Raw genomic sequence first — 24,186 nt, forward strand, 5'->3', positions numbered from 1 at the left:
GGGAAACATCGACGCCCGTGGCGCGAGGAGTAGCGTGGAAACGACGAGGCGAGTCCCGTGATCGCACCGATTCCAGAAGACGGGTGATCCTCATGACCGGCTCCGATGCACGGCCTGCTTCCCGGAATCTGCCCAGTGGCGTTCACGAGGCCGTGCAGCCGGGGTGTGCGCTGCTCCGGCTGGAGACCACGGCGGCGCGCGAAGGCGTCCTCGATGGTGCGTGGTGGCCGCGGTCGCGCGACATCGGTGCCGAGCTGCCCGCGCTGCTGAGCGCCCTCACCGGCCACCTCGGCCCCGTCACGCGCGTCGGGCTGGACGCCGCGGCCTGGGAAGGGCTCCCGACGCGGATCGTCGTCGAGGACCGGGTGGTGCACATCGACTCCTTTCCGGTGGGCGACGACACCGTCCTGATCACTCGCGGCGATCAGGACATCTTCTCGCTGCTGGTGGTTCCGCCGGACACGGCACCCGAGGCCGCCCGCGCCGCGATGGCTCAGGCCGTCCGGGCCGACAACGTCACCCAGGCGGAACAGATTCTCATCGACACCGGAAGCGCACAGGTGCCGCCGGACTGAGAGCGAGCCGTGGGCGGCGTCGCGGCACTGGACGACACCGGTGAGGTCAGCCGCGCCACTCCACCAGGAGCAGCGTCGCGTCGTCCGTGGTGTGCCCGCCCCGCGCCCGCTTGAGCGTGTGGGACAAGGAGCGCGCCACTGCCCGGATCCCGCGGCCGGTTCTCTCCAACTGGTTCACCCAGTCGATCAGCTGGCCCTCTCCGAACTGCTCTTCACCCATCGCGTGTTCCTCGATCAGTCCGTCGGTGAAGCAGAGGAGGCGGTCCCCCGGCTCCAGCTTCATCTCGCAAATCTGCGGCTCCGGACCGCCGAAGCCCACAGGGAGGGTCGTCGGACCGGTCAGCCGAAGGGCTACACGATGATCACGGACGAGCATCGGTGACGGGTGCCCGGCGTTGACCCACTGAAGATGTCCCGTCGTGGTGTCCAGCTGCAGCATCTGCGCGGTGACGAAGTGCTCGGGGCCGAACTGGTCCGCCACAGCGCGGTCCATGAAGTCATAGATCTCCGGCAGCCCGGTGCCGGCGCGGCGGGCGTGGCGGTAGGCACCGATGGCCACGGTGGCCATCGTGGCCGCGTCCAGGCCGTGGCCCATCGCGTCGATCATGGCCACGTGGAGGACGTCTCCATTGAGGGCGTAGTCGAAGCTGTCCCCCGCCACGTCATAGGCGGGTTCCAGGATCCCGGCCACGGCGACCCGAGGCATGAGCATCGCCAGTGGCGGCAGCAGGGACCACTGGATCTCCGCGGCGACGCTCATCGGTTCACGGCGTCGGACACCGAAGAAGAGGTCGGAGTAGCCGTGCTTGGTCACCAGTAGGTCGGCCACCAGGCCGGCGATCCTGCGCAGTATGCGGCGGTCGTGGTCGTCGACGCTGTCCAACGTGACTGCCATGACCCCGACCTGGTCGCCGCCGTCCAGCAGCGGCAGGTAAACCCGCACGCTGTCGTCCTCGGGCACCTCGACGGGATGAGCGTCGAGAAAGCAGCGGCCCGCCTCGGAGTCGTCGATCACCTGCGGTTCGCCCTCCGTGAGGCCGTCGCCGGGCAGGGGTACCAGCCGCAGTTGTCCGTAGTCCTGCAGCAGCACCTGCGGTCGGCGGCCCCCGAGCCGCTCCATCACGTCGGCGACCAAGGGCCCGATGAGATGGGGCGGCAGTTCATGCGCGCGATCGAGGACCTCGCCCAGCAGAGCTTCCCCGAAGCTCTCGGAGCGGTCCGCCCGCCGTCCGGTCGTCATCCACTCACCCGCCACGGGCCGGGCCGGTCAGGGCGGGCTGGGACGACGCAGGGTCTGCCGGTGTCATCGCTCCATCGAGGGGTCGTAGACGCCCGGATCGGCCCGGGCACGTGGGCCCGACCGGATCGGGCTGCTCATCTGAGTCCGGCTCCTCCTTCCGACTCCCATGTGTCCTGGCCGTCGGAGCCGCACTCGGCGAGTGCGAGCAGGCGCGGAGCCGACAGCGAGTTCCCGGGGTCGGCGGCAGCGATCAACAGCCCGGCAGCCGTTCCGGCCGGCTCGTCCGGTGGGATCACCAGCAGTTCCCAGCGTCCCACGGTGCCGCAGTCCACGGTGATGGCATGCGCCTCGGCGGCGAGGTCGGTCAGGTCCACCTCGATCACATGCCCGGGCGCCATCACCTTCTGCGGGGCATCGGGCCAGGCAGCGGTCCCCACGGTGACGTGGATGACGGTGCCGACGCTCGGATCCAAGGAGCCGACCAGCGCGGGCAGCTCCAGTTCCAGTGCGGCGCAACGCGGCCACCACGCTCCGTCCAGCGGGCCGTGGCTGGCGTCCCGCGTGAGGCGCAGCCGGGGCAAGGGCATCCGGTAGGTATGTCCCTCAGCTGGTGCCGGACCTTCGGCGGGCTTGGTGATGGCGTCCATCGTGCGATCCCGTCCCGGGCGGCTTACGGCTGCCCGTGTCTATCACTCGCCGGGAACGGCGCCGCCGTGGTCGTGCGCCCGAAAGCTCTCGGTACCTGCCAGGTTACTCCCGGCCGTCGCGGGCGGCGCGGTGCGCAGCCGTCGCGCGGAGATACGTTCGCACGGCGGACGACGGGTGGCGTGACCACCGCGGCAGGTACGAACGCCGGCTCATCGCCCCTCCGTCACATCATCGGCGTGCCGGCGACTGCCCTTCGACAGGCAGGCTCAACACGCAGGGGGCGACGGGGCCGGGCAGCCCGACGACCTCACCCATGTTCTGCCAGCCCCAGGACGAGAAGGCGGCTTGTCCTGCCTGGTCGGCAGGATGCAGCAGGGTGACCCCGAGGGAGGAGTGCAGGTCTGTGAGCAGACGCTGTTGCAGGCGGCGGGCGATATCGCGGTGCTGAGCGTGCGGATGGGCCACGACCTGGGTGAGGACGACGAACCGCGCGCGGGAGGTGAGCCGCTGGATGGCCTCCTGGAGCGTTCCGTCGAACCCCAGCCGGCCGGAGCCGTCAGGGCCCACCGGAAAACCGAAGGCGCAACCGACCAGCACCGTCGTCTCGGCGACCAGCAGCGCGAAGCCGGGGCGGTGGGCCGTGACCGCCAAGCGGCGCAGGAAGTCTCCACGGTCGTGGTACGCCTCGCCGGGGGTGCCCGCGACAGACTCCGCGGCCAGGTCCGCGATGTCCTCGCGCATGTCTTCGGCCTGCCAGCGGGTCAGTCGGCGAAGGCGGATCGCGTCCTTGAGGACGGGCTGATCAGGCCGATGAGCCGGGTCCTCGGGCGCCCCCGTTGCGGTACTCATGAGGTCGCCGGGCGCGGCGGTGGGCACGGGGCTCACGGGAGCCGCAAGGAGCAGCGCAGCGGATCCGGTGACAGCGAGGAGCCGGGTGATCTGCGCGCACGGGTGGTGCAACCGCAGGGAGGCGTGAACCCGGCCGGCGCGTCGTGACGCCGACAGGAGGACGTCCAAGCCCCTGGCGTCACAGGAGCCGACCGTGGTCAGGTCGATGTCGATCATGGTGACACCGTCCAGCAGACACTGCTCCAATGCGGCCCGCAGCAGCGGCGTCGTGGCCGGTCCGATGTCACCGGCGAGCGTGACGAGTGTCTGCTCCCCTCGGTTCCGCCGACGGATGTCCAGCCGGGAAAAGGCCATCACGCTTCACCTCGGCCGACGCGTGGACCAGCGCGGGTGCTCAGCGCGGCCCCAAGCATGATGCGCTTGCGTGCAGTTGCTTCGACCGCGGCGGACATGATGCCGACCCATCTCCGCGCCGACCACTGGGGGCGGCCCGGGGTTCGTCTCTCGCCGAGGACGACCCGGCGCGGCGGCCGGAGTGCGTGGTGCCCTCGGTACGTCAACCCTACGTCGCCTGCGGCCGGAAGCGGCTGCGCCGAGGGTGCCGGAGTACCGTGGGAAGAGTCGAGGGTACTTCGTACACCGGTGACAGGGCTGGTCTCGTCCTCGGTGCGCGGCTCGGTAGGGGCCGTGCGACACCTCACGGGCCGTTTCCGGCCCGGGACAGGTTCCGCCCGATGACCACCGAATCCCTGCACTCACCGTACTCATCCCTGACCGTGAACGTTCCGGATACCCCTCCCGCCGAGGGCAGGGTCGAGGTCCGCATCGTCTCCACGGACGCCGAAGCGGCCCGGCACGTCGCGGACGCTCTCCGGCTGCTGTTCGCCGGGGGCGAGCAACGCAGTTACCCGGCGTTCCCGTCGGGGAGAGGGACGCGTCTGCACCTCACGCTCGACCCCGAGCGGGGCGCCGGCCCGCTCCGCTCCTGGCTGGAGGCCAGCAGGCCGCCGGTCGACCGGACACATCCGGGCGAGACGGCGTCATGCGTGTGGCCGCCGGGCGGGCCGTCGCCCGCCGAACCCCCGACCGTGGCGAGTCCCCCACCCCTACCGCCCCAGGAGTCCTCATGACCACCACCCTTTCGCTTCACCCGCCTTCCGCCCGACTCCGGCTGGGGGAGCAGTCCTTCCATGACGGCTCGGCCCGGCGTATCGACGGGGCCTGGTGGCCGAGGTCCTACGACCTGACCGCCGAGCTCCCCGGACTACTCGCCGGGCTGCCGCACCGCTGGGGGCACATCAGCAGCGTTCTCGTGAACGGGGCGATGTGGTCGCTGTCCGGGGACGGGATGCTCATCGAGGACGAGAGGGTGCACCTGCGCCGGACGGACTTGCCGCGAGCCGAACACACCATCTGCCTGCTCGCTCCCGGGTACGGCCGCTGGGACCTGCTCGTCGTGCCACCCACCGCCACGGAGGAGGAGGCCGAACAGCTCATGGAGACGGCCACGGTGGACGCCGGGCAGGTTGGGCACACGGAAATGACGCGCTTCGGCAGGCGCGACGCCTCCGGCGACCAACTTGGCGACAGCGGCGCACGGTTGTCAGCACATGACCAGCAACCGTGACCGGGCCGTCGCCGACCGGGCTCGGGGCCATGATCCGGGGCGGTGGGGGAGAGGCTTCGGACTCCACCGGAGAGGGCGCCGAGCGGACGTAGTGGCACGCGTGTGGCCCGGTTCGTGGACGTTGTCACGCAGCTAGACACTCACCTGGCCCCGCCTCCGTCGTTGTGGCTCTGGCGGTCGATGGCTGCAGCCAGTGCGAGGATCGCTTGGACTTGGGCAGCGGCGACGGCGAGTGCTTCAGAGCGCTGGAAGGTCTTGGGGTGGAGTTCGTCCAGTATCTCCTGGGCCTTGTTCGCATGAGTTTCGTAGTCCGCCATGGTTCCCCCTCGTGGTAGTGATCCGCACTGTAGTGAACAACGCCACGGCTGCCATCTGATCGGGACGCGAGGGCACGGCGCCTTGGACCTGGGGCCTCATCCTCATCAGGTCCATCACAGGGGTCTGCCCACATCGACCACCCGTCGCCGAGACTTGGTCGATCGTCACTGAGGTCCGGCGCCGACCGCTGCTGTTCGTGCTTGTTGGTGTCAGCCGCTGGTGTGCGCCACCGCACATGGTCTTGACAAGGGCTGCCCCGCCTTTGGCCAACGGCAGCGCCTCCAGGTGACACCCTGGCCTGCTGGACTGCCACCCACCCCCACTCCGCGCCGAGCCGAAGGGGGCCAAGCGTTCCACTCTCGCCGGGCACATCAGCACGCCCGCTGGCCGCTGCCCTCACGCGCGCAACGCCACCGACCATGTGCCAGCCAGCATCACGTGATCAAACCTGGCCCTGACGGACGAGCAGCCCCATCAGCGCGCTCTCGTACCAGCCCGGATGCTTGGCGGCGATGAGGTCGCGCAGGTACGCCTCCGCTTCCCCGGCTCGACCCAGGTTCTCCAGGGCCGTCACGTACGGGCCTACGGCGGCGTACCTCTGGGTGTCGGCAAGATCGCGAAGTTCCTCGACCCGACCGTGTCGGGCGAGCAACTCGGCATAGAACTCCACGTTGTTCTGCGGCCCGTACCGGCGTGCGGCCACGTCCGCGCCGAGCAGCCGGATTGCCTGGTCCGCCGGCGGTCAAGGCGTACCAGCTGCTGCGCACCCTGATGAACACGGCCGTGGACGACGAGCTGATCCGGCGCAACCCGTGCCGCATCAAGGGCGCCGACCGCTACGACGGGCCCGAGCGACCGGTCCTCACGGTGGCGCAGGTCTTGGCCGCCGCCGACTCCATCGCGTCGTGCTACAGGCTGCTCGTGCTGCTGGCGGCCTTCACCACGTTGCGGTTCGGTGAGCTGGCGGCCCTGCGGCGTCGGGGCATCGACCTGGAGGGGGTGACCGTCACCGTGCGCCGGGCTCAGGCCGAGCTGCAGGACGGCAGGCTCTTCGACAAGGCACCCAAGTCCGCGGCCGGGGTGCGCTCCGTCTCCTTCCCGGCCGAACTGCTCGACGCGGTCACGCACCACCTGGAGCACTTCGCCGCTCCCGGCCGCGATGGGCACGTCGTCGTCGGGCCGCAGGGTGGGCAGTTGCGGCGGAGCAACTTCCGGGACGACTGGGTCAAGGCCCGGAAGGCTGCGGGCGTCACGGCCGAGCTGCACTTCCACGATCTTCGGCACACGGGCAACACGCTGGCCTCCACGGCCGGGGCCAGCACGCGGGAGCTGATGACGCGGATGGGACACAGCAGCTCCCGGGCCGCGCTCATCTACCAGCACATGACCAGCGACCGGGACCGAGCTATCGCGGACCGTCTCGGGGCCATGATCCGGGGCGGCGGGGGAGCGGCCTCCGACCCCTCCGAGAAGGACCCTGCGGGCCCGTAGTGGCACGCCTGTGGCACGACCCCTGAAACGCCGAAGGGCCAGCCTGGGAGGAAATCTCTCCTGAGCTGGCCCTTTTCTCTGTGCCCCCGGCAGGATTCGAACCTGCGACACCCGCTTTAGGAGAGCGGTGCTCTATCCCCTGAGCTACGAAGGCGGATCGTGGTCGTGTCGGCCACAGGCGTCAGCGTACCGGATCTGGGCGGTGGGGAGTCAGGTCAGGGCGACACGGGTGAAGCGGGAAGCCATATGGAGGTCCTCCTCTATGAGGTGGGCGGTGCGGAGGAGGGCGGGGAGGAGGTCCTCGACGCACTCCTCGTGGGTGTGGCGGGCCGCGTGCAGGGCGATGTTCGTCGCGGCGACCGCTCTGCCCGCGCGGTCGCGGATGGGGACGGCGATCGAGCGCACGCCCTGTTCGAGTTCCTCGTCGACCAGGGCGTAGCCGTGGCCTGCCAGGAGGGCTCGGCCCAGGGACGTCGCGCGGGCCGGGAGGCGGGCGCCGACCGTGATGTCGACGCTCATGATGCGGCTCGTGGTGGCGCGGGCCGTGTACTGGATCTCCTCGCCGGAGGGTGTCAGCACGGCGAGCGAGGTCGTCTCGTGCACGTGGGCCGCCAGGTTCTCCAGATGCGGCTGGGCGATCCCGGACAGGGCGGCGCGGGAGAGGGGCGGGAAGCCCAGGGAAAGGACCCGGGGGGTGAGGGTGAACGTGCGGGTGTCAGGGGAGTGGCTCACCAGGCCCAGGTGCTCGTAGGTGATCAGCGCTCTGCGGGCCGTCGCCCTGGCCAGGCCCGTGGCCTTGGCCACCTCCGCCAGGGTCAGGGCGGTCCGGCCCTCGTCGAAGGCCGTCAGGACCGTCAGTCCGCGGGCCAGGGATTCGACGAAGTCGCGGCCCAGTTCCTGTTTCGAGGTGGCCGTCCAGGCCGCCAGACCGGACGGCGGCGGCGCGGGCGCCGGGGGCGGGGCCTCGCGCAGGTCCCGTTCCATGGCCGCGACCGTCTCCCGCAGGCGGGGCAGCAGCGTCGTGCACAGGTCACGCGCCGAGTGGCGGCTGGTGTGGCTCACCACGCTCGCCACGCAGGCGATCCGGCCGTCGGCGGGGTCCCGTACCGGGACGGAGACCGCGACGAGGCCCGGTTCGATCAGCTGGTCGTCCAACGACCAGTTCTCCCGGGCGGCTTGAGCGGTTCGCTCCTCGAAGCCGTCCGGTCCCGGGGAACGCGGCGGCACCGCCGGGAAGTCGCGGTCCTCCGGGTCGGCCGAGCGGCGCTCGTGCCAGCGGCGCCAGTCCTCGTCCGTCCACTCCGTGGCGAACAGCGCCCCCGGCGCCGTGCGTTCGGCCGGGAGCAGGTCGCCGATGCGGAAGCTCAGGGACATCGCGCGGCGCCGGGTCGTCTGGTGGATGAAGCGGATGCCGTCGCGGTCGCCGACCGCCAGGGACACCGACTCGTCCAGTGCGTCGGCGAGCGTGTCGGCGCGTGCGCCGAGCAGGGCCGGCAGACGCAGGGCGGCCAGGTAGGCGTTGCCCAGTTCCATCAGGCGGGGGGTGAGGACGACAGCGCGGCCGTCGAGGCGTACGTATCCCATCCGGGCGAGCGTCGCCGTGATGCGGTCCACCGTCGAGCGGGCGAGGCCCGTGGCGCGCTCCAGGGCGCTGGGGCTCAGCGCGCCCCCGGCCCGCGTCAGCTGCCGCAGCACCGCTACGCCCCGCATCAGGGGGGCGACCGCCTCGGCGGGTACGGCCGGGAGCGTGCTTGCCGTGGCGCTGGAGTGCCCGGTGGGGGCGTCGGTGCCGGCGGCCTCGTGGGCCTCCGGATCCGTCGTGGTGTTCGCGGGCATCGGTTCGGTTCTCCGGTACGGCGGCGGTCGCAGCAGGCCTACGGTAGTCCGTTCGCGGGTTCGCGGGGTCCGCGCGTCACTGCCGGGTGATGCGCACCCGGTAGTTCCCCGCGCGGTCGGCCGAGACCACGTCGACGCGGAGGTGCACCTTGGGATCCTTGAAGGACTCGCCCGGTGTGAAGGGCGCGTCGGAGAGTTCCGCCTCGACGTTGGGGCTGCGGGTGCAGCCGCCGGAGTGGGGGTGGGAGTCGTGGACCTTGATCGGGCCCTGCCCGGTGTCGACTTCGGCGTCGACCTTGTAGACCAGGATGCCCGGCCGGCACACCGCCTCGTCGTTGCCCGCCTGGGTGCGCAGTTCGAGGGCGTAGCCGGTGTGTCCGTCGAGGGGGACGAAGACCAGTTTGCGGCCGCCCGGGCGGCCCAGCGGGGTGAGGGTGTACTCGGTGGAGCCCTTCTTGGCCGCGCAGCTCACCTGGGAGGCGTCCAGCCAGCCCAGCTTCCACTTGTGCCAGCCGAGCAGGTCGTTGTTGGCGCCCCAGTCCTCGCTCATGATGTCCCAGTGGCCGACCGACTCCCCGCCTTCCTGGGTGTAGAGGTCGGGCAGGCCGAAGACGTGGCCGTTCTCGTGGGGCAGGACGCGGAAGCCGGTGCGCTGGTAGGAGCCGGAGCCGTCGTCCTGGCGGGAGTAGATGAAGGAGACGTTGGCTATGGCGACCCCGTTGGCGACGGGCGCGTCCGAGTTGCCGGCGAAGGTGACCGACAGGACCGTGTCCAGGGCGGAGGGGCCCGCGTTCGGGGTCATGAGTATGTTGATCAGGTCGTAGTCCCGGAAGTTCACCGTGGGGCCGGCGGCCGCGACTATGTCCTTGATCAGCCGGCGGTAGCCGGGGTCGAACGGGGCGCCGCGCTCCAGGCCGTAGTCCTTGAACGGTTTCGGCATCCGCAGCCACCGGGTTATCGGGGTCTCCGCGCGATAGTCGAGGCGGCCGTAGGAGGCGGTGCGGAACCACTCCTGGGTCTGCGGGAAGAACTCGTGGAAGCGGTCGAGCGCGCTGTCCTCGCCGGGCGCGTCGGAGAAGTCGACCATCAGGGTCAGGGCGTGGACGGTGCCGAGGGAGCGGGCGTAGCCGCCGGTGGTGGGAACGCCCTCCGACATCTGTACCGAGGAGGCTCCGCTGATCATGCAGGGGGTCAGGGCGGGGGAGCGGGCCAGCACGGACGCCTCGGGGTCGGTCGCCGCGTCGCCCGCCGTGAGAGGCCCGGTTCCCGCCGAGGTGCCGACGGCGAGGATCAGCGCCGTGACGGAGGCCATGGCGACCGCACGGCGCTTGGGTATCGGGCCTGAACGGCGGCGGGGCGGCTGCACCTGCATGCGTTCACCTTTCGCGCCGGGCAGCCACCGGTTTCCGGCTGCACCCTTGCGATCACCCTGTGTCGAGGGGGCGTTCGGCGCGCGCTGGAGCGGTCCGGTCGTGGGACGGGCCGCCCGGGGGGTCGCCCGGTCGTGGGAATGCGTGCGTCCAGGTGGATGTGACCCAGGTCACGGGAAAACGCGCGGCGGCCGGGAAATAACCGGGGACCCCTTCCCCGTTTGGTCATGTGTCCGAGCGAAACGGGGACTCGCTCCCCGGATCGCCCCGCCCGACTCATCGCCCGCCGACTGCGACCGGCCGACTGACCGGCGCTCACCGGTCGACTGTCCCGCCGACCTGAACCGACCCACCGACTTCCACCGACCCACCGACTTGAGGAGTACGCCGTGCAGGCCGCGACGACCGCGAACCTCGTGCAGCGCAAGGCGACCCGGCCTCGCGCCGACGCACTGCGCAACCGGGAGCGGATCGTCACCGCCGCCCGCGAGATGTTCGTCGAGCACGGCCCCGAGGTGCCGCTCGACGAGATCGCCCGCCGGGCCGGCGTCGGCAACGCCACGCTGTACCGCAACTTCCCGGACCGTGACGCCCTCGTGCGCGAAGTCGTCTGCTCGGTCATGGACCGTACGGCGCGGGCGGCCGAGCAGGCGCTCGCCGAGACGGGTGACGCGTTCGACGCCCTGGAGCACTTCGTGCACGCCGCCGCCGACGAGCGGATCAGCGCGCTGTGCCCGATGGTCTCCAGCACCTTCGACCAGCACCACCCCGATCTGGAAGCCGCCCGCGAAAGGATCGAGCACCTGATCGAGGAGGTCATGGACCGCGCCAAGGAGGCCGGGCAACTGCGCCCCGACGTGGGAGTCGGCGATGTGACGGTCGCGGTGGCCCAGCTCTCGCGGCCACCGGCCGGCACCGGCTGCGGCAGCGCCGACCGCTTCGTGCACCGTCATCTGCAACTGTTCCTGGACGGCCTGCGGGCCCCGGCCCGCTCCGCCCTGCCGGGTGCGGCCGCGACCCTGGAGGACCTCCGCCGGGCCTGACCGCCTGGAGTGATCGCCCGGGACCGTACTCCGGTCTTCACCGGTGCCGGTGCCAGTACCAGTGCCGGTACCGGTAGCCCGGACGATCACCGCCCGCCCACCGAAACCATCATCCGAAACCGAGTCCCGGGCCCGCCGTGAAGGTCGGCCGCGTCCCTCCGACGGCAATTTTTCCGTCTTTTCTCGTCCCGTTCAGCTCTTCGCTGTCTTTTTCCGTCACGGTCTCTTTCCGTCACAAAGTCCCGAAGTGGGTACCCCCATGTCTCAAACAGCCGCAAAGGCTCCCGGCGTTCTGGAGAAGTCCGGCGATCCGGGCCGCTGGAGGGCGCTCGTCTTCATCGCGCTCGCCCAGCTGATGGTCGTGCTGGACGCGACCATCGTGAACATCGCCCTGCCCTCCGCCCAGCGCGACCTGGGCATCTCCGACGGCAACCGGCAGTGGGTCGTCACGGCCTACGCCCTCGCCTTCGGTGGACTGCTGCTCTTCGGCGGCCGGATCGCCGACCTGTGGGGCCGCAAGCGGGCCTTCGTGACCGGTCTGACCGGCTTCGCGGCGGCCTCCGCGCTCGGCGGCGCGGCCACGACCGGCGCGATGATGTTCGGCGCCCGCGCGCTCCAGGGCGTCTTCGGCGCGCTGCTCGCGCCCGCCGCGCTCTCCCTGCTCGCGGTGACGTTCACCGACGCCAAGGAGCGGGCCAAGGCCTTCGGCATCTACGGCGCGATCGCCGGTGGCGGTGGCGCCGTCGGCCTGATCCTGGGCGGCTTCCTCACTGAGTACCTGGACTGGCGCTGGACGTTCTTCGTGAACATCCCGTTCGCCGTCGTCGCCGCGGCCGGCGCCTACTTCGTGGTCCGTGAGCCGTCCGGCGGCCGCAACCGCTCCTCGCTCGACGTCCCGGGCGTGGTGCTGTCCACCCTCGGCCTGGTCGCCCTGGTGTACGGCTTCACCCGCGCCGAGTCCGAGGGCTGGAGCGACACCCTGACCGTCTCGATGTTCGTCGCGTCCGCCGTCCTGCTGGTGGCCTTCGCGCTGGTCGAGTCGCGGGTGAAGGCCCCGCTGCTGCCGCTGCGCGTGGTCACCGACCGCAACCGCGGCGGGATCTACCTGTCGCTGGGCCTGGCGGTCATCGGGATGTTCGGCCTGTTCCTCTTCCTGACGTACTACCTCCAGGTCGTGCGGGGGTACACGCCGGTGCGGACCGGCTTCGCCTTCCTCCCGATGGTCGCGGGCATGATCACCGGGTCCACCCAGATCGGCGCCCGCCTGATGACCCGGGTGCCGGCGCGGCTGCTGATGGGCCCCGGCTTCCTGGTCGCCGCCACCGGCATGCTGCTGCTGACCCAGCTGGACCTCGGCTCCTCCTACGCCGCCCTGCTGCTGCCCGCGATGCTGCTGCTGGGCCTCGGCATGGGTACGGCGTTCATGCCGGCCATGTCCCTGGCCACGCAGGGTGTCCAGCCGCGGGACGCGGGGGTCGCCTCCGCGATGGTCAACACCTCGCAGCAGGTGGGGGGCGCCATCGGCACGGCCCTGCTGAACACGATCGCGGCCTCGGCCACGACCTCGTACATCAAGGACCACCTCGCGGGTGCCGCCACCAGGCCCCAGCAGCAGCTGGTGCAGTTGCAGGGCATGGTGCACGGCTACACCAGCGCCGTCTGGTTCGCCGTCGGCATCCTGGTCGTGGCCGCCGTGATCGCCCTGACCCTCGTCGACGCGGGCCGTCCGGGCGGTACCAAGGTGACCGGGTCCGGGGCCGGTGCGGGCGCGAACGACGAGACGGCGGTGCCGGTCATCGCCCACTGACACGCCCACCGGGCGGCCCGTCGCTCGGCCCAGTACCTCGGCCCTGTACCTCAGCTCCGCTGCTCAGCGGAGCCAGGGAAGGTCCGCACCCGCTTCGTTCGGCTGGAGTCCCTCGGCGATGATCTGCATGATCTCGCCGAGGGACTTCTGCTGTGCCGGGCTGAGCCGCTCGAAGAGCGCCTGGCGTACGGCGGTCACATGGCCCGGCGCGGTGCGGCGCAGCACCTGAAGGCCCTGATCGGTCAGGACCGCGAACTGGCCGCGCTTGTCGGAGGGGCAGTCCTCGCGGCGCACCCAGCCGCTCCTCTCCAGGCGGGCGATCGCGTGGGAGAGCCGGGAACGGGTGATCTTGGCGTCCATGGCCAGCTCGGTCATCCGCAGCCGGTGCTGTGAGGCCTCGGCGAGCTTGACGAGGAGGCCGTAGTAGATGTGTGGCATGCCCGCGTCGCGCTGGAGCTGACGGTCGAGGTGGTCCTCGAGCAGGGTGGTGGCGTGCAGGTAGGAACGCCAGACGCGCTGCTCCTCGGCGGTGAGCCAGCGGTGACCGTCGGCCTCGGCGGGGGCGGGCTCGGGCGCGGAAGCGGGTGGCGTGTTCATACGTCCACTGTACGAGCTGCTTCTTGAAACTTAAACAAACCCGGCGTAATCTCGGTAGGGAGCTTTAGGTTTCAAGCATTCTCTACCTCGCAGGGAGTCGCCGCCATGTCCGCCGCCGCCCGGGAGCGCATGCCCGCCCTCTATCTCAGCCACGGCGCCCCGCCGCTCGCGGACGACCCGGTCTGGCCCGGTCAGCTCGCGACCTGGTCCGCCGAGCTGCCCCGCCCCAAGGCGATCCTCGTCGTCTCCGCCCACTGGGAGGAAGCCCCGCTGGCCCTCGGTGCCGTCGAGACGGTTCCCCTGGTCTACGACTTCTGGGGCTTCCCCGAGCACTACTACCGGGTGCGGTACGAGGCCCCCGGTGCACCCGAACTCGCCGAGAGCGTACGGAAGTTGCTGCGCGCGCCCGGAATGCCCGTGCAGGACGTGCCGGACCGCGGCCTCGACCACGGCGCCTACGTCCCGCTCGTCGAGATGTTCCCCGCGGCCGACATCCCCGTGCTCCAGGTCTCCATGCCGACCCTCGACCCGGTCAGGCTCATGGACATCGGCCGCCGGCTGGCACCGTTGCGCGACGAGGGTGTGCTGATCGTCGGCTCCGGCTTCTTCACCCACAACCTGGCCGCCCTGCGGCACACCGGGGGCGGGGTCCCGAGCTGGTCCGCGGAGTTCGACGACTGGGGCAGGCGTGCCCTGGAGACCCGCGACTGGGACGCCCTGCTGGACTTCCTCGACAAGGCCCCGGCCGGCCGGTACGCCCACCCGCGCACCGAGCACTTCGCCCCGCTGTTCGTGACCATGGGCGCGGCGGAGGCCGGTGGTGAGCTGGGCGCGCAGAGGTCCGTGATCGACGGCTTCTGGATGGGCCTGGCCAAGCGCTCGGTGCAGTTCGGCTGAGGCATGTGCGCCCCCGCCGCGTAAGACGAGGGTGTGGAGAGTCTTGGATTTTCGCGAGAGTCCGGGCGCGCGGCAACTTTCCAGCGGCGCGATTCGTCCATCAGGGTGGAAGGCGGTCGAAGGGGACGCTCTTCCCGAAGTGGCGCCATCGGTGTGAGCGGAGTCTCGCGTCCGGGGCGACCGGCGGGGTCCGTGAGAGATCCGGGAAGCCCTCGGCGCCACCCTGACCTGCGGTTCCGCGACCGTCGACGGCGACGTTCGGCGACTGCGGCGAGACAGGGTACTGCATGATCAGAAAATTGGAGAGGCGGGTTGGGAATTCTGTCCGGATTCCAGTCGTTGTTTCCATCGGATGCCGGGCACCCGAGGAGAGTTCCCCAGCAGGTGCCAAGCATCTGAAGGACCACCCGCTCACCCCCATTCGCAAGGGAGCACGCATGGCAACCCGTGCCGTCGCCCGTCGTAAGTCCGCCTCCGGCGAGACGGCCGACGCGGCAAGCAGTGTTCGCGCCCATGCCGGCGAGATCGCCGATCGCGACCTGGTCGGCATGTATCTCGACGAGATAGCGCGTACACCGCTGCTCGACGCCGCCAAGGAGGTCGAGCTGTCCCAGATCATCGAAGCGGGTGTGTTCGCGCGGCAGATTCTCGACGGGCACGAGGAGACGAAGACGGAGGTCACCGACGAGGAGCTCCAGGCCCTGGTCGACCAGGGGGAGCGGGCCAAGGACGTCTTCATCCGTTCCAACCTGCGCCTGGTCGTGGCAGTCGCCCGGCGGTACCCGCGCAGCGGCCTGCCCCTGCTGGACCTGATCCAGGAGGGCAACGCCGGCCTGGTGCGCGCGGTGGAGAAGTTCGACTACCGCAAGGGCTTCAAGTTCTCGACGTACGCCACCTGGTGGATCCGCCAGGCGATCACGCGCTCGATAGCCGACCAGTCGCGCACGATCCGTCTGCCCGTCCACCTCGTGGAGGAGCTGGGCCGCATCCGCCGCGTCCAGCGTGAGTTCAACCGGGAGCACGGCCGTGACCCGGAGCCCGCGGAGATCGCCGAGGACCTCGGCTCGACGCCCGAGCGCGTCTCGGACGTCCTCGACTGGGCCCGTGACCCGGTCTCGCTGAACATGTCGGTGGACGACGAGGGCGAGACCCAGTTCGGGGACCTGCTGGAGGACACTTCCGCGGTCTCGCCCGAGCAGTCGGTCATGACGCTGCTCCGCAGTGAGGAACTCGACGACCTCATCGGCCGCCTCGACCAGCGCACGGCCTCCATCATCAAGATGCGGTACGGCATAGAGGACGGCCGCGAGCGTACGCTCACCGAGGTCGGCAAGGAGCACGGGCTGACGCGTGAACGCATCCGCCAGATCGAGAAGCACGCGCTGCTCGAGCTGAAGAAACTGGCCCGCGACACCGGCTTCGACGCCGCGGCGTGAGACCGGGCGCGTAAGCCTGTCGGTGTATCGGGCGACCGCGTACGCCGGGTGGCGAATGGCCGCGCAAACATGGCCGTGTACCGCCGCTTCAAGCGGCGGGGGCACGGGAACAACCCTTCAGGGTCCAGGAGTTCGGATCCCGGACGGGCCCCTCCCGGACGGGCTCCACATTCCAGAGCCACGTCCCGACGCACTCCCCCCCGGCGCCGGGACTTCCCCAGAGCCGGGTTCCGGCGCCCCTCCCCCCGGGGTGCCGGAACCCGGCTCCACCTACGGAACCTCCCCCGGGAGGCCGGTCACGACCGCCGATCCGCCCTCCGGCCACTCCCCGCCGCCTCCGTCGGCCCCGCCGGCCCGCGTCAACCGTGCCCCCAACCGCCGTACGCACCGCACGAGTTCCTCGGGTTCCAGCACCGTGAACTCGCAGTCCAGCATCGCCAGCCGCACCGCGAGCCACTCCACCTTGTCGCCGACCGCGGCCCGCAGCCGGCAGCCGCCCGCGTCGAGCGGCTCCGGTGCGCCGAGCCACGAGGGCAGCCGCGCCGCGACCACCTCGGCCGGTTCGGCGAAGGTCACCGTGAACGTGTAGGTCTCCTGCCGGCGGTACATCGACTGCCGGAGGTACTCGGCCGCGCTTCCGGTCGGCAACTCCCGCGGAGCGAACCGCGCACCGGTGGCGAGGGCCTCGCTCACCCGGTCCACGCGGAACGTCCGCCAGTCCGCTCGGTCCAGGTCGTACGCCACGAGGTACCAGCGCCGACCGGTCGACACGAGCCGGTACGGCTCGGTCAGCCGACGCGACGCGGCCCCGTCGCCGGCCCGGTAGGCGAACCGCAGCCGCTCGTGCCCCGCCACCGCGGAGGCCATGACTGTGAGCGTCTCCGGCGCGACGCTCGCCGCGTCTGTGCCGGTCAGCGGCGTCGTCGCGGCCTGAAGTGTGGAGACGCGGTGCCGCAGCCGGGCCGGCAGCACCTGCTCCAGCTTCGCCAGCGCCCGTACCGACGCCTCGTCCACGCCCTCGATCGCGTGCCCGGCCCCGGCGCGCAGCCCGACCGCGATCGCCACGGCCTCCTCGTCGTCGAGTACGAGGGGAGGCATGGCCTTCCCGGCGACCAGCCGGTAGCCGCCGTCCGACCCCTTGGTCGCCTGCACCGGATAGCCCAGCTCGCGCAGCCGGTCGATGTCCCGCCGGACGGTGCGCCGGGACACCCCGAGCCGTTCGGCGAGTTCACCGCCGGGCCACTCCCGGGGCGTCTGGAGGAGGGAGAGGAGCTGGAGGAGCCGGGCCGGTGTGTCCGTCGTCATACATCCGAGCATGCCGCATAAGTAGGACATGATCTGGCCTAATGCCTGCCTAGGTTGCCGTCATGTCCTCCACCGAAACCCCCGCCGACGGCACGGTCCGGACCGCCGACCGCCGTCGTTGGTTCGCACTGGCGATCGTGATGACCGCGGCCTTCATGGACCTCGTGGACGTCACGATCGTCAACATCGCGATTCCGTCCATCCAGCAGGACGCCGGCGCGTCCTTCAGCCAGATCCAGTGGATCACCGCCGGATACGCGCTCGCCTTCGCGGCCGGTCTGATCACCGGCGGCCGGCTCGGCGACATCCACGGCCGCAAGCGGCTGTTCCTCCTCGGCATCGGCGGCTTCACCGTCGCCTCCGCGCTGTGCGGCTTCGCCGCGAACCCCGAGATGCTGGTCGCCGCCCGCATTCTGCAAGGCGTCATGGCCGCGATGATGGTCCCGCAGGTGCTGTCGATCGTGCACGCCACCTTCCCGGCGCACGAACGCGGCAAGGTCTTCGGCCTGTTCGGTGCGATCGTCGGCCTGGGCGCGGTCTCCGGCCCGCTGCTCGGCGCGCTGCTGACCGAGTGGAACCTGTTCGGTCTGGAATGGCGGCCGATCTTCCTGATCAACCTGCCCGTCGGTGCCCTGGCCCTCGTCCTCGGCAACCGTTTCATCAGCGAGTCCAAGGCCCCTCGGGCCCTGAAGCTCGACCTCGTCGGGGTCGCCCTGGTCACCCTGGGGCTGCTGATGCTGCTCTACCCGCTGACGCGGGGCCGCGAGCTGGGCTGGCCGCTGTGGGGGTACGTCTCGATGGTGGGCGCGCTCGTGGTCTTCGCGGCGCTGGTGGCGTACGAGCGGAGCAAGGCGGCGCGGGACGGCTCGCCGCTCGTCGAGCTGTCGTTGTTCCGGGTGAAGAGCTTCGCGGCGGGCATCGCGGTGCAGACCGTCTTCGGAGTCGCGCTGGGCGTGTTCTTCCTGGTCTGGACGTTGTACATGCAGGTAGGCCTGGGCTGGAGCCCGCTGCGTGCGGGACTGACGGGCGTCCCGTTCTCGATCGCCGTGTCCGTCGCGGCCGGGATGTCCGTGCAGAAGCTGGTCCCGCGCTTCGGCCGCAAGGTGCTCCAGACGGGCGCCCTGGTGATGGCGGCCGGTGTTCTGCTGTACATCGGGGAGTCCGAGCGGTACGGCCTGCGCATCGCCCCCTGGCAGATGGCGCTCCCGCTGGTCGTGATGGGCCTGGGCATGGGCCTGATCGTGGCGCCGCTGACCGACGCGGTGCTCTCCGAGGTCCCGCGTGAGCACGCGGGTTCGGCGTCCGGACTGATCAACACCGTGCAGCAGATGGGCAACGCGCTGGGACTCGGCCTGGTGTCGGTGGTGTTCTTCGGGGTCATCGGCGACCGTCTGACCCCGGCCGAGGTGGGTCCGGCCTTCGTCAACGGCTTCCAGCACGCGCTGGTGTGGGTGGCGGCGGTGCTGGGCGTCATCTTCGTCCTGATGTCGGCCCTGCCCAAGCGGCCGGGCCGGCCGGCGGACGGCGCCGAGGAGGCCGGGGATCGGGCCGTGGCGGCGGCGCCGGAGCGGGCGGGCGAACTGGTGGGCTGACTCGTACCCGGACCCCCTAGCCGCACCTGGACCTGGACCCAATTGGACCGGAAGTCCGTTCATGCCCGGTTCTGTGCCCGAACCTGTTTACTTCCTCGACATCCCGGCGTAGCCTCCAGGGGAAACCACAAGTTCGGGCATCAGGCGGAGGCGAACGGACATGTACGCACCGGAGCGGCAGCAGGAGATCCTCCGGCTCGCCCGGGACGGCGGCCGCGTGGACGTCGTGTCGCTCGCCGAGGAGTTCCAGGTGACGGCGGAGACGATCCGCCGCGACCTGAAGGCCCTCGACCGCGCGGGCCTGCTGCGCAGGGTGCACGGCGGCGCCATCCCGGCCGGCCGTCTCGACTTCGAGCCGGACCTCACCGAGCGCGAGTCCACCGCGGCCGACGAGAAGGACCGCATCGCCAAGGCGGCCCTGGCCGAAGTGCCGGCCGAGGGCACGCTGATCCTCGACGCCGGTACGACGGTGGCCCGCATGGCCGCCGCCCTGCCCCTGGAGGCCTCGCTCACCGTCGTCACCCACTCGCTGCCGATCGCGGCCCGCCTCGCGGACCATCCCGGTCTCCAGCTCCACCTCGTGGGCGGGCGTGTGCGCAACCGCACGCGCGCCGCGGTGGACGCCTGGGCGCTGCGGGCCTACGGCGAGATCCGCGCCGACGTGCTGTTCGTCGCCGCCAACGGCTTCTCCGCCGAACACGGCCTGACCACCCCCGACCTCGCCGAGGCCGCGGTGAAGCGCGCGGCGATCGCCGCCGCCCGCCGTGTGGTGCTGCTCGCCGACTCCACCAAGCACGGTCAGGAGCACTTCGCCCGCTTCGGCACTCTGAACGACGTGGACCTGCTGATCACCGACAGCGGATTGAGTACCGAGGACGCGGCCGCCATCGAGCGCGGCGGCACGGAAGTAGTACGCGCATGATCGTCACCGTCACCCCCAACCCGTCCCTGGACCGCACCTACGAGGTCCCCTCGCTCGAGCGCGGCCAGGTCGTCCGGGCCACCGGTGAGCGCATGGACCCGGGCGGCAAGGGTGTGAACGTCTCGCGCGCCGTCGCGGCTGCCGGCCGGCGCACGGTCGCCGTCCTGCCCCTGGGCGGCGCGCCGGGCGCGCTCGTCGCGGACCTGCTCGACGCGCAGGGCATCGACGTCGCACCGGTGCCGGTCGCCGGGGCCACCCGCTCGAACATCGCGCTCGCCGAAGCCGACGGCGTCCTGACGAAGATCAACGCACCGGGTCCGGAACTCTCCGCCGAGGAGCAGGAATCGCTGCTGGAGACCGTGCGGCGGCGGTCGCGCGGCGCCGACTGGATCGCGTGCTGCGGCAGCCTGCCGCGCGGACTCGCGCCGTCCTGGTACGCCGACCTGGTCGCGCGGGCACACGAGGCCGGCGCACGCATCGCGTTGGACACCTCCGGGCCCGCGCTGCTGGAGGCGCTGCGCGAGGGCCCGGACCTGGTGAAGCCCAACGCCGCGGAACTCGCGGAGGCCGTCGGGCGCTCCCTGGCGACGGTCGGCGACGCGGTGAAGGCGGCCGAGGAACTGCGCGGGCTCGGCGCGCGCACCGTGCTCGCGAGCCTGGGCGCCGACGGGCAACTGCTCGTGGACGACGCGGGCGCCTGGTTCGGCAGCGCACGCGTGGACGCTGTCCGCAGCAACGTCGGCGCCGGGGACTCCTCCCTCGCCGGGTTCCTGATCGCCGGCGGCACCGGCCCGGAGGCCCTGGCGCTCGCCGTCGCACACGGCGCGGCCGCCGTCCAGTTGCCGGGCAGCCTGATGCCGACACCCGCCGAGCTGGACCCGGCGGCGGTGACGGTCACCGCGGATGTGCCGGTGGACCGCGCCCTGACGGAGCCGGTGACATGACCCCGCGCCCGTCCCGCACCCGGTGCCGTACGACCCCTCCGGCGGCCCGCACCCCCCACGACTCCCCCCGCACTGCCCCCGTCCCCACCCCCGCCCACCTCACTGACCGGGCGATACGCGCGCTAAGGAGCCCGCGATGAGCGACATGATCACCGCGGACCTGGTCGACCTCGACCTGTCCGCCGACACCAAGCAAGCGGCGGCGCGCTCCCTCGCCGAGCGGATGGTGGCCCTGGGCCGGGTGACCGACCTGGAGGGCTTCCTCGCCGACGTGGCCGCCCGCGAGGCGCAGATGCCGACCGGCCTCGACGGCGGCATCGGCATCCCGCACTGCCGCAGCGAGCACGTGGTCGAGCCGACGCTCGCCTTCGGGCGCAGCGCGGCCGGGATCGACTTCGGCGCGACGGACGGCCCCGCCGACCTGATCTTCCTGATCGCGGCCCCGGCCGGCGCCGACGACGCCCACCTGAAGATCCTTTCGTCGTTGGCCCGGCGGCTGATGAACGGCGAGTTCACCTCCGCGCTGCGGGCGGTGGACGACGCGGCGGCCGCTGCCGCGCTCATCCGCGGGGACGAGACCGCGGGCGAGGCCATGGCGGGGACGGCGGGGGCCAAGGGCTCCGCCACGGGCACCAAGGGCGCCGCCGCGACCGCCGAGGGCGCCTTGGCGCAGGCGGCGGGCGCTCCCGAAGACACCGCTGCGACGCCGGGGGCGGCCTCCTCCGGCGCCGCGGCGGGCGGTAGGGCCCCGGCGCCGGACGCGAGCGCGGACCCCGCGGACGCGGTCGCTCAGGACAGCACCGCCCCGGACGGGTCTGACGCGAAGGAGCCCGAGTCCGCCCCGGAGCCGGGCGTCGCGCCGGGAGCCCCCGACGCCAGCGCTGCCGTCGCCTCCGGCGAGCGGCCGTTCCGGATCGTCGCCGTCACCTCCTGCCCCACCGGTATCGCGCACACCTACATGGCGGCCGAGTCACTGGAGAACGCCGGCCGTGAGGCGGGCGTCGAAGTCGTCGTCGAGACCCAGGGGTCGGCCGGCTTCACCCGGCTCGACCCGGCGGTGATCGCGGCGGCGGACGGCGTGATCTTCGCCCATGACGTCCCCGTACGCGACAAGGACCGCTTCACCGGGAAGCCGGTCGTCGACGTCGGGGTGAAGGCGGGCATCAACCGGCCCGGCGAGCTGATCACCGAGGTCCGCGCCAAGGCCGCCCGCGGGGAGGCGACCGCGGCGCCGGTGCCGGGCGGAACGCCGGTCGAGCGGGCCGGCGAGGCAGGCGAGGGCTACGGTACGAAGCTGCGCAAGTGGCTCATGTCCGGCGTCAGTTACATGGTTCCCTTCGTCGCCGCGGGCGGTCTGCTGATCGCCCTCGGGTTCGCGATCGGCGGCTACGAGATCAACAAGGCGCCGTCGGTGATGGACCACTTTGTCTGGACCCAGGCCGACAGCTGGGCCGCCCTGCTGTTCCAGATCGGTGGTGTGGCCTTCGCCTTCCTCGTCCCCGTGCTGGCCGGCTACATCGCCTACGGCATGGCGGACCGCCCCGGACTCGTCCCCGGCTTCGTCGGCGGCTCGATCGCGCTCACCATCAACGCCGGTTTCCTCGGCGGCCTGGCGGCCGGTCTGATCGCCGGTGGTGTGGTGATGGCGATCCAGAAGGTGCGCATCCCGGCGGCCCTGCGCGGCATCATGCCGGTGGTGGTGATCCCGCTGATCTCCTCGGCGGTCGTCGGGTTCCTGATGTTCGTGGTCATCGGCAAGCCCATCGCCACCGCGCAGAAGGGCATGACCGACTGGCTGAACGGGCTGACCGGCACCAACGCCGTCCTGCTGGGCGCGCTGCTCGGCCTGATGATGTGCTTCGACCTCGGCGGTCCGGTCAACAAGGTCGCCTACACCTTCGCCACCGCCGGTATCGCGGTCTCCAACCCCAGCGACTCCGCGATGAAGATCATGGCCGCGGTGATGGCGGCCGGTATGGTCCCGCCACTGGCGATGGCCCTGGCCACGACCGTGCGCGGCAAGCTGTTCACCCGCACCGAGCGGGAGAACGGCAAGGCCGCCTGGGTCCTGGGCGCCTCCTTCATCTCCGAGGGTGCCATCCCGTTCGCGGCGGCCGACCCGCTGCGCGTCATCCCGTCGTCGATGGTCGGCGGCGCGCTCACCGGCGCCCTGTCGATGGTCTTCGGTGCCACGCTCCGTGCCCCGCACGGCGGCATCTTCGTGGTCCCGCTGATCGGCAACCCGTTCCTCTACCTGATCGCCATCGCGGCGGGCGTGTGTGTGACCACCACCCTGGTGGTCGGCCTGAAGGCCCTGCGCAGGCCGGTGCCGGGCGTGGCGGCCGGCGAGGCGGGCGAGGGAGGGGCGGCCGAGCCCGCGGACCGGAAGCAGCCGGTGGCGGCCTGAACCGCCCCTTGCCTCCCTGCCCTCCAGCCCCTGCCCCTTTCTCTTACTCCTTGTCCCTTTGGTGTGCTGTGAGTTGTTCACGGCACCTGCGAGATACGTCACGGTCCGGGGTCAAAGTCCCGGACCGTGGTGTCTACTGGAACACATGCCTGATCATGTCTCGACCCTGATGTGGATAGGTGTGGCCGTCCCCGCCGCACTGACCACCGCTTGCCTGATCGGCCTCGCCCGCATCCGACGCGGCATCCGACGCGGCATCCGCCTCGAGACCGCTCGGCAGCAGTCCGTCCCGAGGCTGTCGGGCCTTCCGCTCCAGCGCGGGGCCGGCCCCGGCCGGGAGTTCGTCGAACTGACCCCGGAGGAGAAGGCCGCCTTCGCGGGCCTGGTGCGTCGACTCGGCAACGGCCGCTGAGGCCCGCCCGGCCGACGGGAACGTGACGACAGGCCCCCAGGGCCTGTTCGCAACAGGCCTTAGGGCATCAGGGCCGCGCGCCGTTCCATCGCGCTGCGGGCGGCGTCCTCCGTCGCGTACACCTCGCACATGTGGCGGCCGTCGGGGGTCGCCGTGTGCTCGACCTCCCACAGCGAGATCTCCCCGCCCCCGTCCAGCAGGAACGCGTGCTCGTAGAGCGAGAAGCACAGCCCCGCGCGGCCCGCGCGGCAGGGGCGGCCGAAGGCCTGGGTGATCCGGTGACCGGATGCCGTCGCCAGCAGGGACGCGACGTCCGCGCCCGGCCGGTCGGCGTTCTCCGCGCGCCGCAGCAGACGGCGTGCGTGGTCGGCCGAGTCGTCGGACGCGTATGCGTGCCGGGCCCGGGGCGGCGGTGAGAGCTGGACCAGAACCGGCAGCTCGAACTCCGGCGCGTCCGGCGGGAGCGGCAGCCGGGCGGTGGCGGTGCTCAGCTCTTCCTCGTCGTCGTACACCTCGTGCTGCACCTCGCTGCCCGGCGCCGTGTTGTGCACCAGCTCCCAGAGGGTGAGCGCCGAGCCGTCGGCCAGCAGCCAGGTGTGCCGGTAGGTCTCCCGGTGCAGTCCGGCGCTGTGGTGCGCGGAGTGCAGTGAACCGTCGTAGGCCAGGGCGCAGTCGAGCCGTCGTATCGTCTCGTCGGGTAACTCGAAGGAGTTCAGGGCGCGGCCGAGGAGTCGCGCGAGGTGCTCCTCCGGAGACTCGGGCGACTCGCGTGGCTCGTACGCAGTCGTCTCGTACGGAACGCTCAAGGTTTCTCCCGGCGTTGCTGCATGTCACCTTGTGGGTGCATACCGTAGCCCCTCGGTCGAGCGT

Annotated in this window: 22 protein-coding genes, 1 tRNA gene and 1 pseudogene; 13 read left to right on the forward strand and 11 right to left on the reverse strand. The window is 71.4% G+C overall.

Translation table 11 applies throughout. The features are described 5' to 3' along the window. Positions 1–92 precede the first annotated feature (92 nt). Positions 93–575 carry a DUF5994 family protein gene (locus ACTYVM_RS19565; RefSeq protein ID WP_445527135.1) on the forward strand — a complete coding sequence of 161 codons (483 nt, stop codon included), beginning with the start codon at positions 93–95 and terminating at the stop codon, positions 573–575. 46 nt (positions 576–621) lie between these two features. Here ACTYVM_RS19565 and ACTYVM_RS19570 read toward each other — a convergent pair whose 3' ends face one another. The 3 genes from ACTYVM_RS19570 to ACTYVM_RS19580 form a co-directional block, all read right to left on the reverse strand. Further along, a complete protein-coding gene (locus tag ACTYVM_RS19570) occupies positions 622–1,815 on the reverse strand; it encodes a PP2C family protein-serine/threonine phosphatase (RefSeq protein ID WP_445527136.1) in 1,194 nt (397 codons plus the stop codon). A gap of 134 nt (positions 1,816–1,949) precedes the next feature. Further along, complete coding sequence (locus ACTYVM_RS19575) at positions 1,950–2,462, reverse strand: DUF5994 family protein (RefSeq protein ID WP_445527137.1); 513 nt, start codon at positions 2,460–2,462, stop codon at positions 1,950–1,952. A gap of 229 nt (positions 2,463–2,691) precedes the next feature. Further along, positions 2,692–3,666 (reverse strand): STAS domain-containing protein, encoded by a 975-nt coding sequence (locus ACTYVM_RS19580; RefSeq protein WP_445527138.1) that lies wholly within the window; start codon positions 3,664–3,666, stop codon positions 2,692–2,694. A 380-nt stretch (positions 3,667–4,046) separates the two neighbouring features. On the opposite strand from ACTYVM_RS19580, the gene ACTYVM_RS19585 reads away from it, so the two are divergent. Next, positions 4,047–4,442 carry a hypothetical protein gene (locus ACTYVM_RS19585; RefSeq protein WP_445527139.1) on the forward strand — a complete coding sequence of 132 codons (396 nt, stop codon included), beginning with the start codon at positions 4,047–4,049 and terminating at the stop codon, positions 4,440–4,442. Further along, on the forward strand, positions 4,439–4,939 hold the full coding sequence (locus ACTYVM_RS19590; RefSeq protein WP_445527140.1) for a DUF5994 family protein: 501 nt from the start codon (positions 4,439–4,441) through the stop codon (positions 4,937–4,939). The genes ACTYVM_RS19585 and ACTYVM_RS19590 overlap by 4 nt, the downstream gene beginning before the upstream one ends. Positions 4,940–5,079: 140 nt before the next feature. Here ACTYVM_RS19590 and ACTYVM_RS19595 read toward each other — a convergent pair whose 3' ends face one another. Both ACTYVM_RS19595 and ACTYVM_RS19600 read right to left on the reverse strand, forming a co-directional pair. Beyond that, a complete protein-coding gene (locus tag ACTYVM_RS19595; RefSeq protein ID WP_445527141.1) occupies positions 5,080–5,256 on the reverse strand; it encodes a hypothetical protein in 177 nt (58 codons plus the stop codon). Positions 5,257–5,699: 443 nt separating this feature from the next. Further along, a complete protein-coding gene (locus ACTYVM_RS19600; protein WP_445527142.1) occupies positions 5,700–5,960 on the reverse strand; it encodes a hypothetical protein in 261 nt (86 codons plus the stop codon). Positions 5,961–5,989: 29 nt separating this feature from the next. On the opposite strand from ACTYVM_RS19600, the pseudogene ACTYVM_RS19605 reads away from it, so the two are divergent. Next, positions 5,990–6,748, forward strand: a pseudogene (locus ACTYVM_RS19605) (tyrosine-type recombinase/integrase); the annotation flags it as partial. Positions 6,749–6,829: 81 nt separating this feature from the next. Here ACTYVM_RS19605 and ACTYVM_RS19610 read toward each other — a convergent pair. From ACTYVM_RS19610 to ACTYVM_RS19620, 3 genes are all read right to left on the reverse strand, one after another. Further along, positions 6,830–6,902, reverse strand: a tRNA-Arg gene (locus ACTYVM_RS19610). Between the two features lie 56 nt (positions 6,903–6,958). Next, positions 6,959–8,584: an IclR family transcriptional regulator domain-containing protein gene (locus ACTYVM_RS19615; RefSeq protein WP_445527144.1), complete on the reverse strand. Its 1,626-nt coding sequence runs from the start codon at positions 8,582–8,584 to the stop codon at positions 6,959–6,961. A gap of 76 nt (positions 8,585–8,660) precedes the next feature. Further along, positions 8,661–9,956, reverse strand: coding sequence for a M6 family metalloprotease domain-containing protein (locus ACTYVM_RS19620; RefSeq protein WP_445527145.1), 1,296 nt, complete (start codon positions 9,954–9,956; stop codon positions 8,661–8,663). Positions 9,957–10,343: 387 nt separating this feature from the next. Between ACTYVM_RS19620 and ACTYVM_RS19625 the strand changes: the two genes are divergently transcribed. Together ACTYVM_RS19625 and ACTYVM_RS19630 are read left to right on the forward strand one after the other, a co-directional pair. After that, positions 10,344–10,997 carry a TetR/AcrR family transcriptional regulator gene (locus tag ACTYVM_RS19625; protein WP_400032404.1) on the forward strand — a complete coding sequence of 218 codons (654 nt, stop codon included), beginning with the start codon at positions 10,344–10,346 and terminating at the stop codon, positions 10,995–10,997. Between the two features lie 259 nt (positions 10,998–11,256). Continuing rightward, positions 11,257–12,804, forward strand: coding sequence for an MFS transporter (locus tag ACTYVM_RS19630; RefSeq protein ID WP_445527146.1), 1,548 nt, complete (start codon positions 11,257–11,259; stop codon positions 12,802–12,804). A 63-nt stretch (positions 12,805–12,867) separates the two neighbouring features. Here ACTYVM_RS19630 and ACTYVM_RS19635 read toward each other — a convergent pair whose 3' ends face one another. Further along, positions 12,868–13,401: a MarR family winged helix-turn-helix transcriptional regulator gene (locus ACTYVM_RS19635; protein ID WP_445527147.1), complete on the reverse strand. Its 534-nt coding sequence runs from the start codon at positions 13,399–13,401 to the stop codon at positions 12,868–12,870. 105 nt (positions 13,402–13,506) lie between these two features. Here ACTYVM_RS19635 and ACTYVM_RS19640 point away from each other — a divergent pair, with 105 nt between their 5' ends. Further along, a complete protein-coding gene (locus ACTYVM_RS19640; RefSeq protein ID WP_445527148.1) occupies positions 13,507–14,298 on the forward strand; it encodes a dioxygenase family protein in 792 nt (263 codons plus the stop codon). Between the two features lie 437 nt (positions 14,299–14,735). Beyond that, a complete protein-coding gene (locus tag ACTYVM_RS19645) occupies positions 14,736–15,734 on the forward strand; it encodes a sigma-70 family RNA polymerase sigma factor (RefSeq protein WP_445527149.1) in 999 nt (332 codons plus the stop codon). A 270-nt stretch (positions 15,735–16,004) separates the two neighbouring features. Here ACTYVM_RS19645 and ACTYVM_RS19650 read toward each other — a convergent pair whose 3' ends face one another. Next, the gene (locus ACTYVM_RS19650; protein ID WP_445527150.1) at positions 16,005–17,039 is read right to left on the reverse strand and encodes a helix-turn-helix transcriptional regulator; all 1,035 of its coding nucleotides are present in this window, start codon (positions 17,037–17,039) and stop codon (positions 16,005–16,007) included. Positions 17,040–17,101: 62 nt separating this feature from the next. On the opposite strand from ACTYVM_RS19650, the gene ACTYVM_RS19655 reads away from it, so the two are divergent. The 5 genes from ACTYVM_RS19655 (at position 17,102) to ACTYVM_RS19675 (ending at position 23,316) form a co-directional block, all read left to right on the forward strand. Then, entirely contained in the window at positions 17,102–18,631 is a 1,530-nt protein-coding gene (locus ACTYVM_RS19655; RefSeq protein WP_445527151.1) for an MFS transporter, read from the forward strand. A 160-nt stretch (positions 18,632–18,791) separates the two neighbouring features. Then, positions 18,792–19,553: a DeoR/GlpR family DNA-binding transcription regulator gene (locus ACTYVM_RS19660; protein WP_445527152.1), complete on the forward strand. Its 762-nt coding sequence runs from the start codon at positions 18,792–18,794 to the stop codon at positions 19,551–19,553. Then, complete coding sequence (gene pfkB, locus ACTYVM_RS19665; protein ID WP_445527153.1) at positions 19,550–20,497, forward strand: 1-phosphofructokinase; 948 nt, start codon at positions 19,550–19,552, stop codon at positions 20,495–20,497. The genes ACTYVM_RS19660 and pfkB overlap by 4 nt, the downstream gene beginning before the upstream one ends. Positions 20,498–20,633: 136 nt before the next feature. Further along, positions 20,634–22,904, forward strand: coding sequence for a PTS fructose transporter subunit IIABC (locus ACTYVM_RS19670; protein WP_445527154.1), 2,271 nt, complete (start codon positions 20,634–20,636; stop codon positions 22,902–22,904). Between the two features lie 145 nt (positions 22,905–23,049). Continuing rightward, positions 23,050–23,316 (forward strand): hypothetical protein, encoded by a 267-nt coding sequence (locus ACTYVM_RS19675; protein WP_445527155.1) that lies wholly within the window; start codon positions 23,050–23,052, stop codon positions 23,314–23,316. 59 nt (positions 23,317–23,375) lie between these two features. Here ACTYVM_RS19675 and ACTYVM_RS19680 read toward each other — a convergent pair whose 3' ends face one another. Next, positions 23,376–24,122 carry a DUF6227 family protein gene (locus ACTYVM_RS19680; RefSeq protein ID WP_445527156.1) on the reverse strand — a complete coding sequence of 249 codons (747 nt, stop codon included), beginning with the start codon at positions 24,120–24,122 and terminating at the stop codon, positions 23,376–23,378. Positions 24,123–24,186: the final 64 nt, after the last annotated feature.

This window comes from Streptomyces cyslabdanicus (assembly GCF_052663305.1).

Excerpts from the sequence above, each read along its gene's own strand:
- ACTYVM_RS19565 (WP_445527135.1), top strand. The coding sequence starts at position 93 with ATGACCGGCTCCGATGCACGGCCTGCTTCCCGGAATCTGCCCAGTGGC.
- ACTYVM_RS19570 (WP_445527136.1), bottom strand. The coding sequence starts at position 1,815 with ATGACGACCGGACGGCGGGCGGACCGCTCCGAGAGCTTCGGGGAAGCT.
- ACTYVM_RS19575 (WP_445527137.1), bottom strand. The coding sequence starts at position 2,462 with ATGGACGCCATCACCAAGCCCGCCGAAGGTCCGGCACCAGCTGAGGGA.
- ACTYVM_RS19580 (WP_445527138.1), bottom strand. The coding sequence starts at position 3,666 with ATGGCCTTTTCCCGGCTGGACATCCGTCGGCGGAACCGAGGGGAGCAG.
- ACTYVM_RS19585 (WP_445527139.1), top strand. The coding sequence starts at position 4,047 with ATGACCACCGAATCCCTGCACTCACCGTACTCATCCCTGACCGTGAAC.
- ACTYVM_RS19590 (WP_445527140.1), top strand. The coding sequence starts at position 4,439 with ATGACCACCACCCTTTCGCTTCACCCGCCTTCCGCCCGACTCCGGCTG.
- ACTYVM_RS19595 (WP_445527141.1), bottom strand. The coding sequence starts at position 5,256 with ATGGCGGACTACGAAACTCATGCGAACAAGGCCCAGGAGATACTGGAC.
- ACTYVM_RS19615 (WP_445527144.1), bottom strand. The coding sequence starts at position 8,584 with ATGCCCGCGAACACCACGACGGATCCGGAGGCCCACGAGGCCGCCGGC.
- ACTYVM_RS19620 (WP_445527145.1), bottom strand. The coding sequence starts at position 9,956 with ATGCAGGTGCAGCCGCCCCGCCGCCGTTCAGGCCCGATACCCAAGCGC.
- ACTYVM_RS19630 (WP_445527146.1), top strand. The coding sequence starts at position 11,257 with ATGTCTCAAACAGCCGCAAAGGCTCCCGGCGTTCTGGAGAAGTCCGGC.
- ACTYVM_RS19635 (WP_445527147.1), bottom strand. The coding sequence starts at position 13,401 with ATGAACACGCCACCCGCTTCCGCGCCCGAGCCCGCCCCCGCCGAGGCC.
- ACTYVM_RS19640 (WP_445527148.1), top strand. The coding sequence starts at position 13,507 with ATGTCCGCCGCCGCCCGGGAGCGCATGCCCGCCCTCTATCTCAGCCAC.
- ACTYVM_RS19645 (WP_445527149.1), top strand. The coding sequence starts at position 14,736 with ATGGCAACCCGTGCCGTCGCCCGTCGTAAGTCCGCCTCCGGCGAGACG.
- ACTYVM_RS19650 (WP_445527150.1), bottom strand. The coding sequence starts at position 17,039 with ATGACGACGGACACACCGGCCCGGCTCCTCCAGCTCCTCTCCCTCCTC.
- ACTYVM_RS19655 (WP_445527151.1), top strand. The coding sequence starts at position 17,102 with ATGTCCTCCACCGAAACCCCCGCCGACGGCACGGTCCGGACCGCCGAC.
- ACTYVM_RS19660 (WP_445527152.1), top strand. The coding sequence starts at position 18,792 with ATGTACGCACCGGAGCGGCAGCAGGAGATCCTCCGGCTCGCCCGGGAC.
- pfkB (WP_445527153.1), top strand. The coding sequence starts at position 19,550 with ATGATCGTCACCGTCACCCCCAACCCGTCCCTGGACCGCACCTACGAG.
- ACTYVM_RS19670 (WP_445527154.1), top strand. The coding sequence starts at position 20,634 with ATGAGCGACATGATCACCGCGGACCTGGTCGACCTCGACCTGTCCGCC.
- ACTYVM_RS19675 (WP_445527155.1), top strand. The coding sequence starts at position 23,050 with ATGCCTGATCATGTCTCGACCCTGATGTGGATAGGTGTGGCCGTCCCC.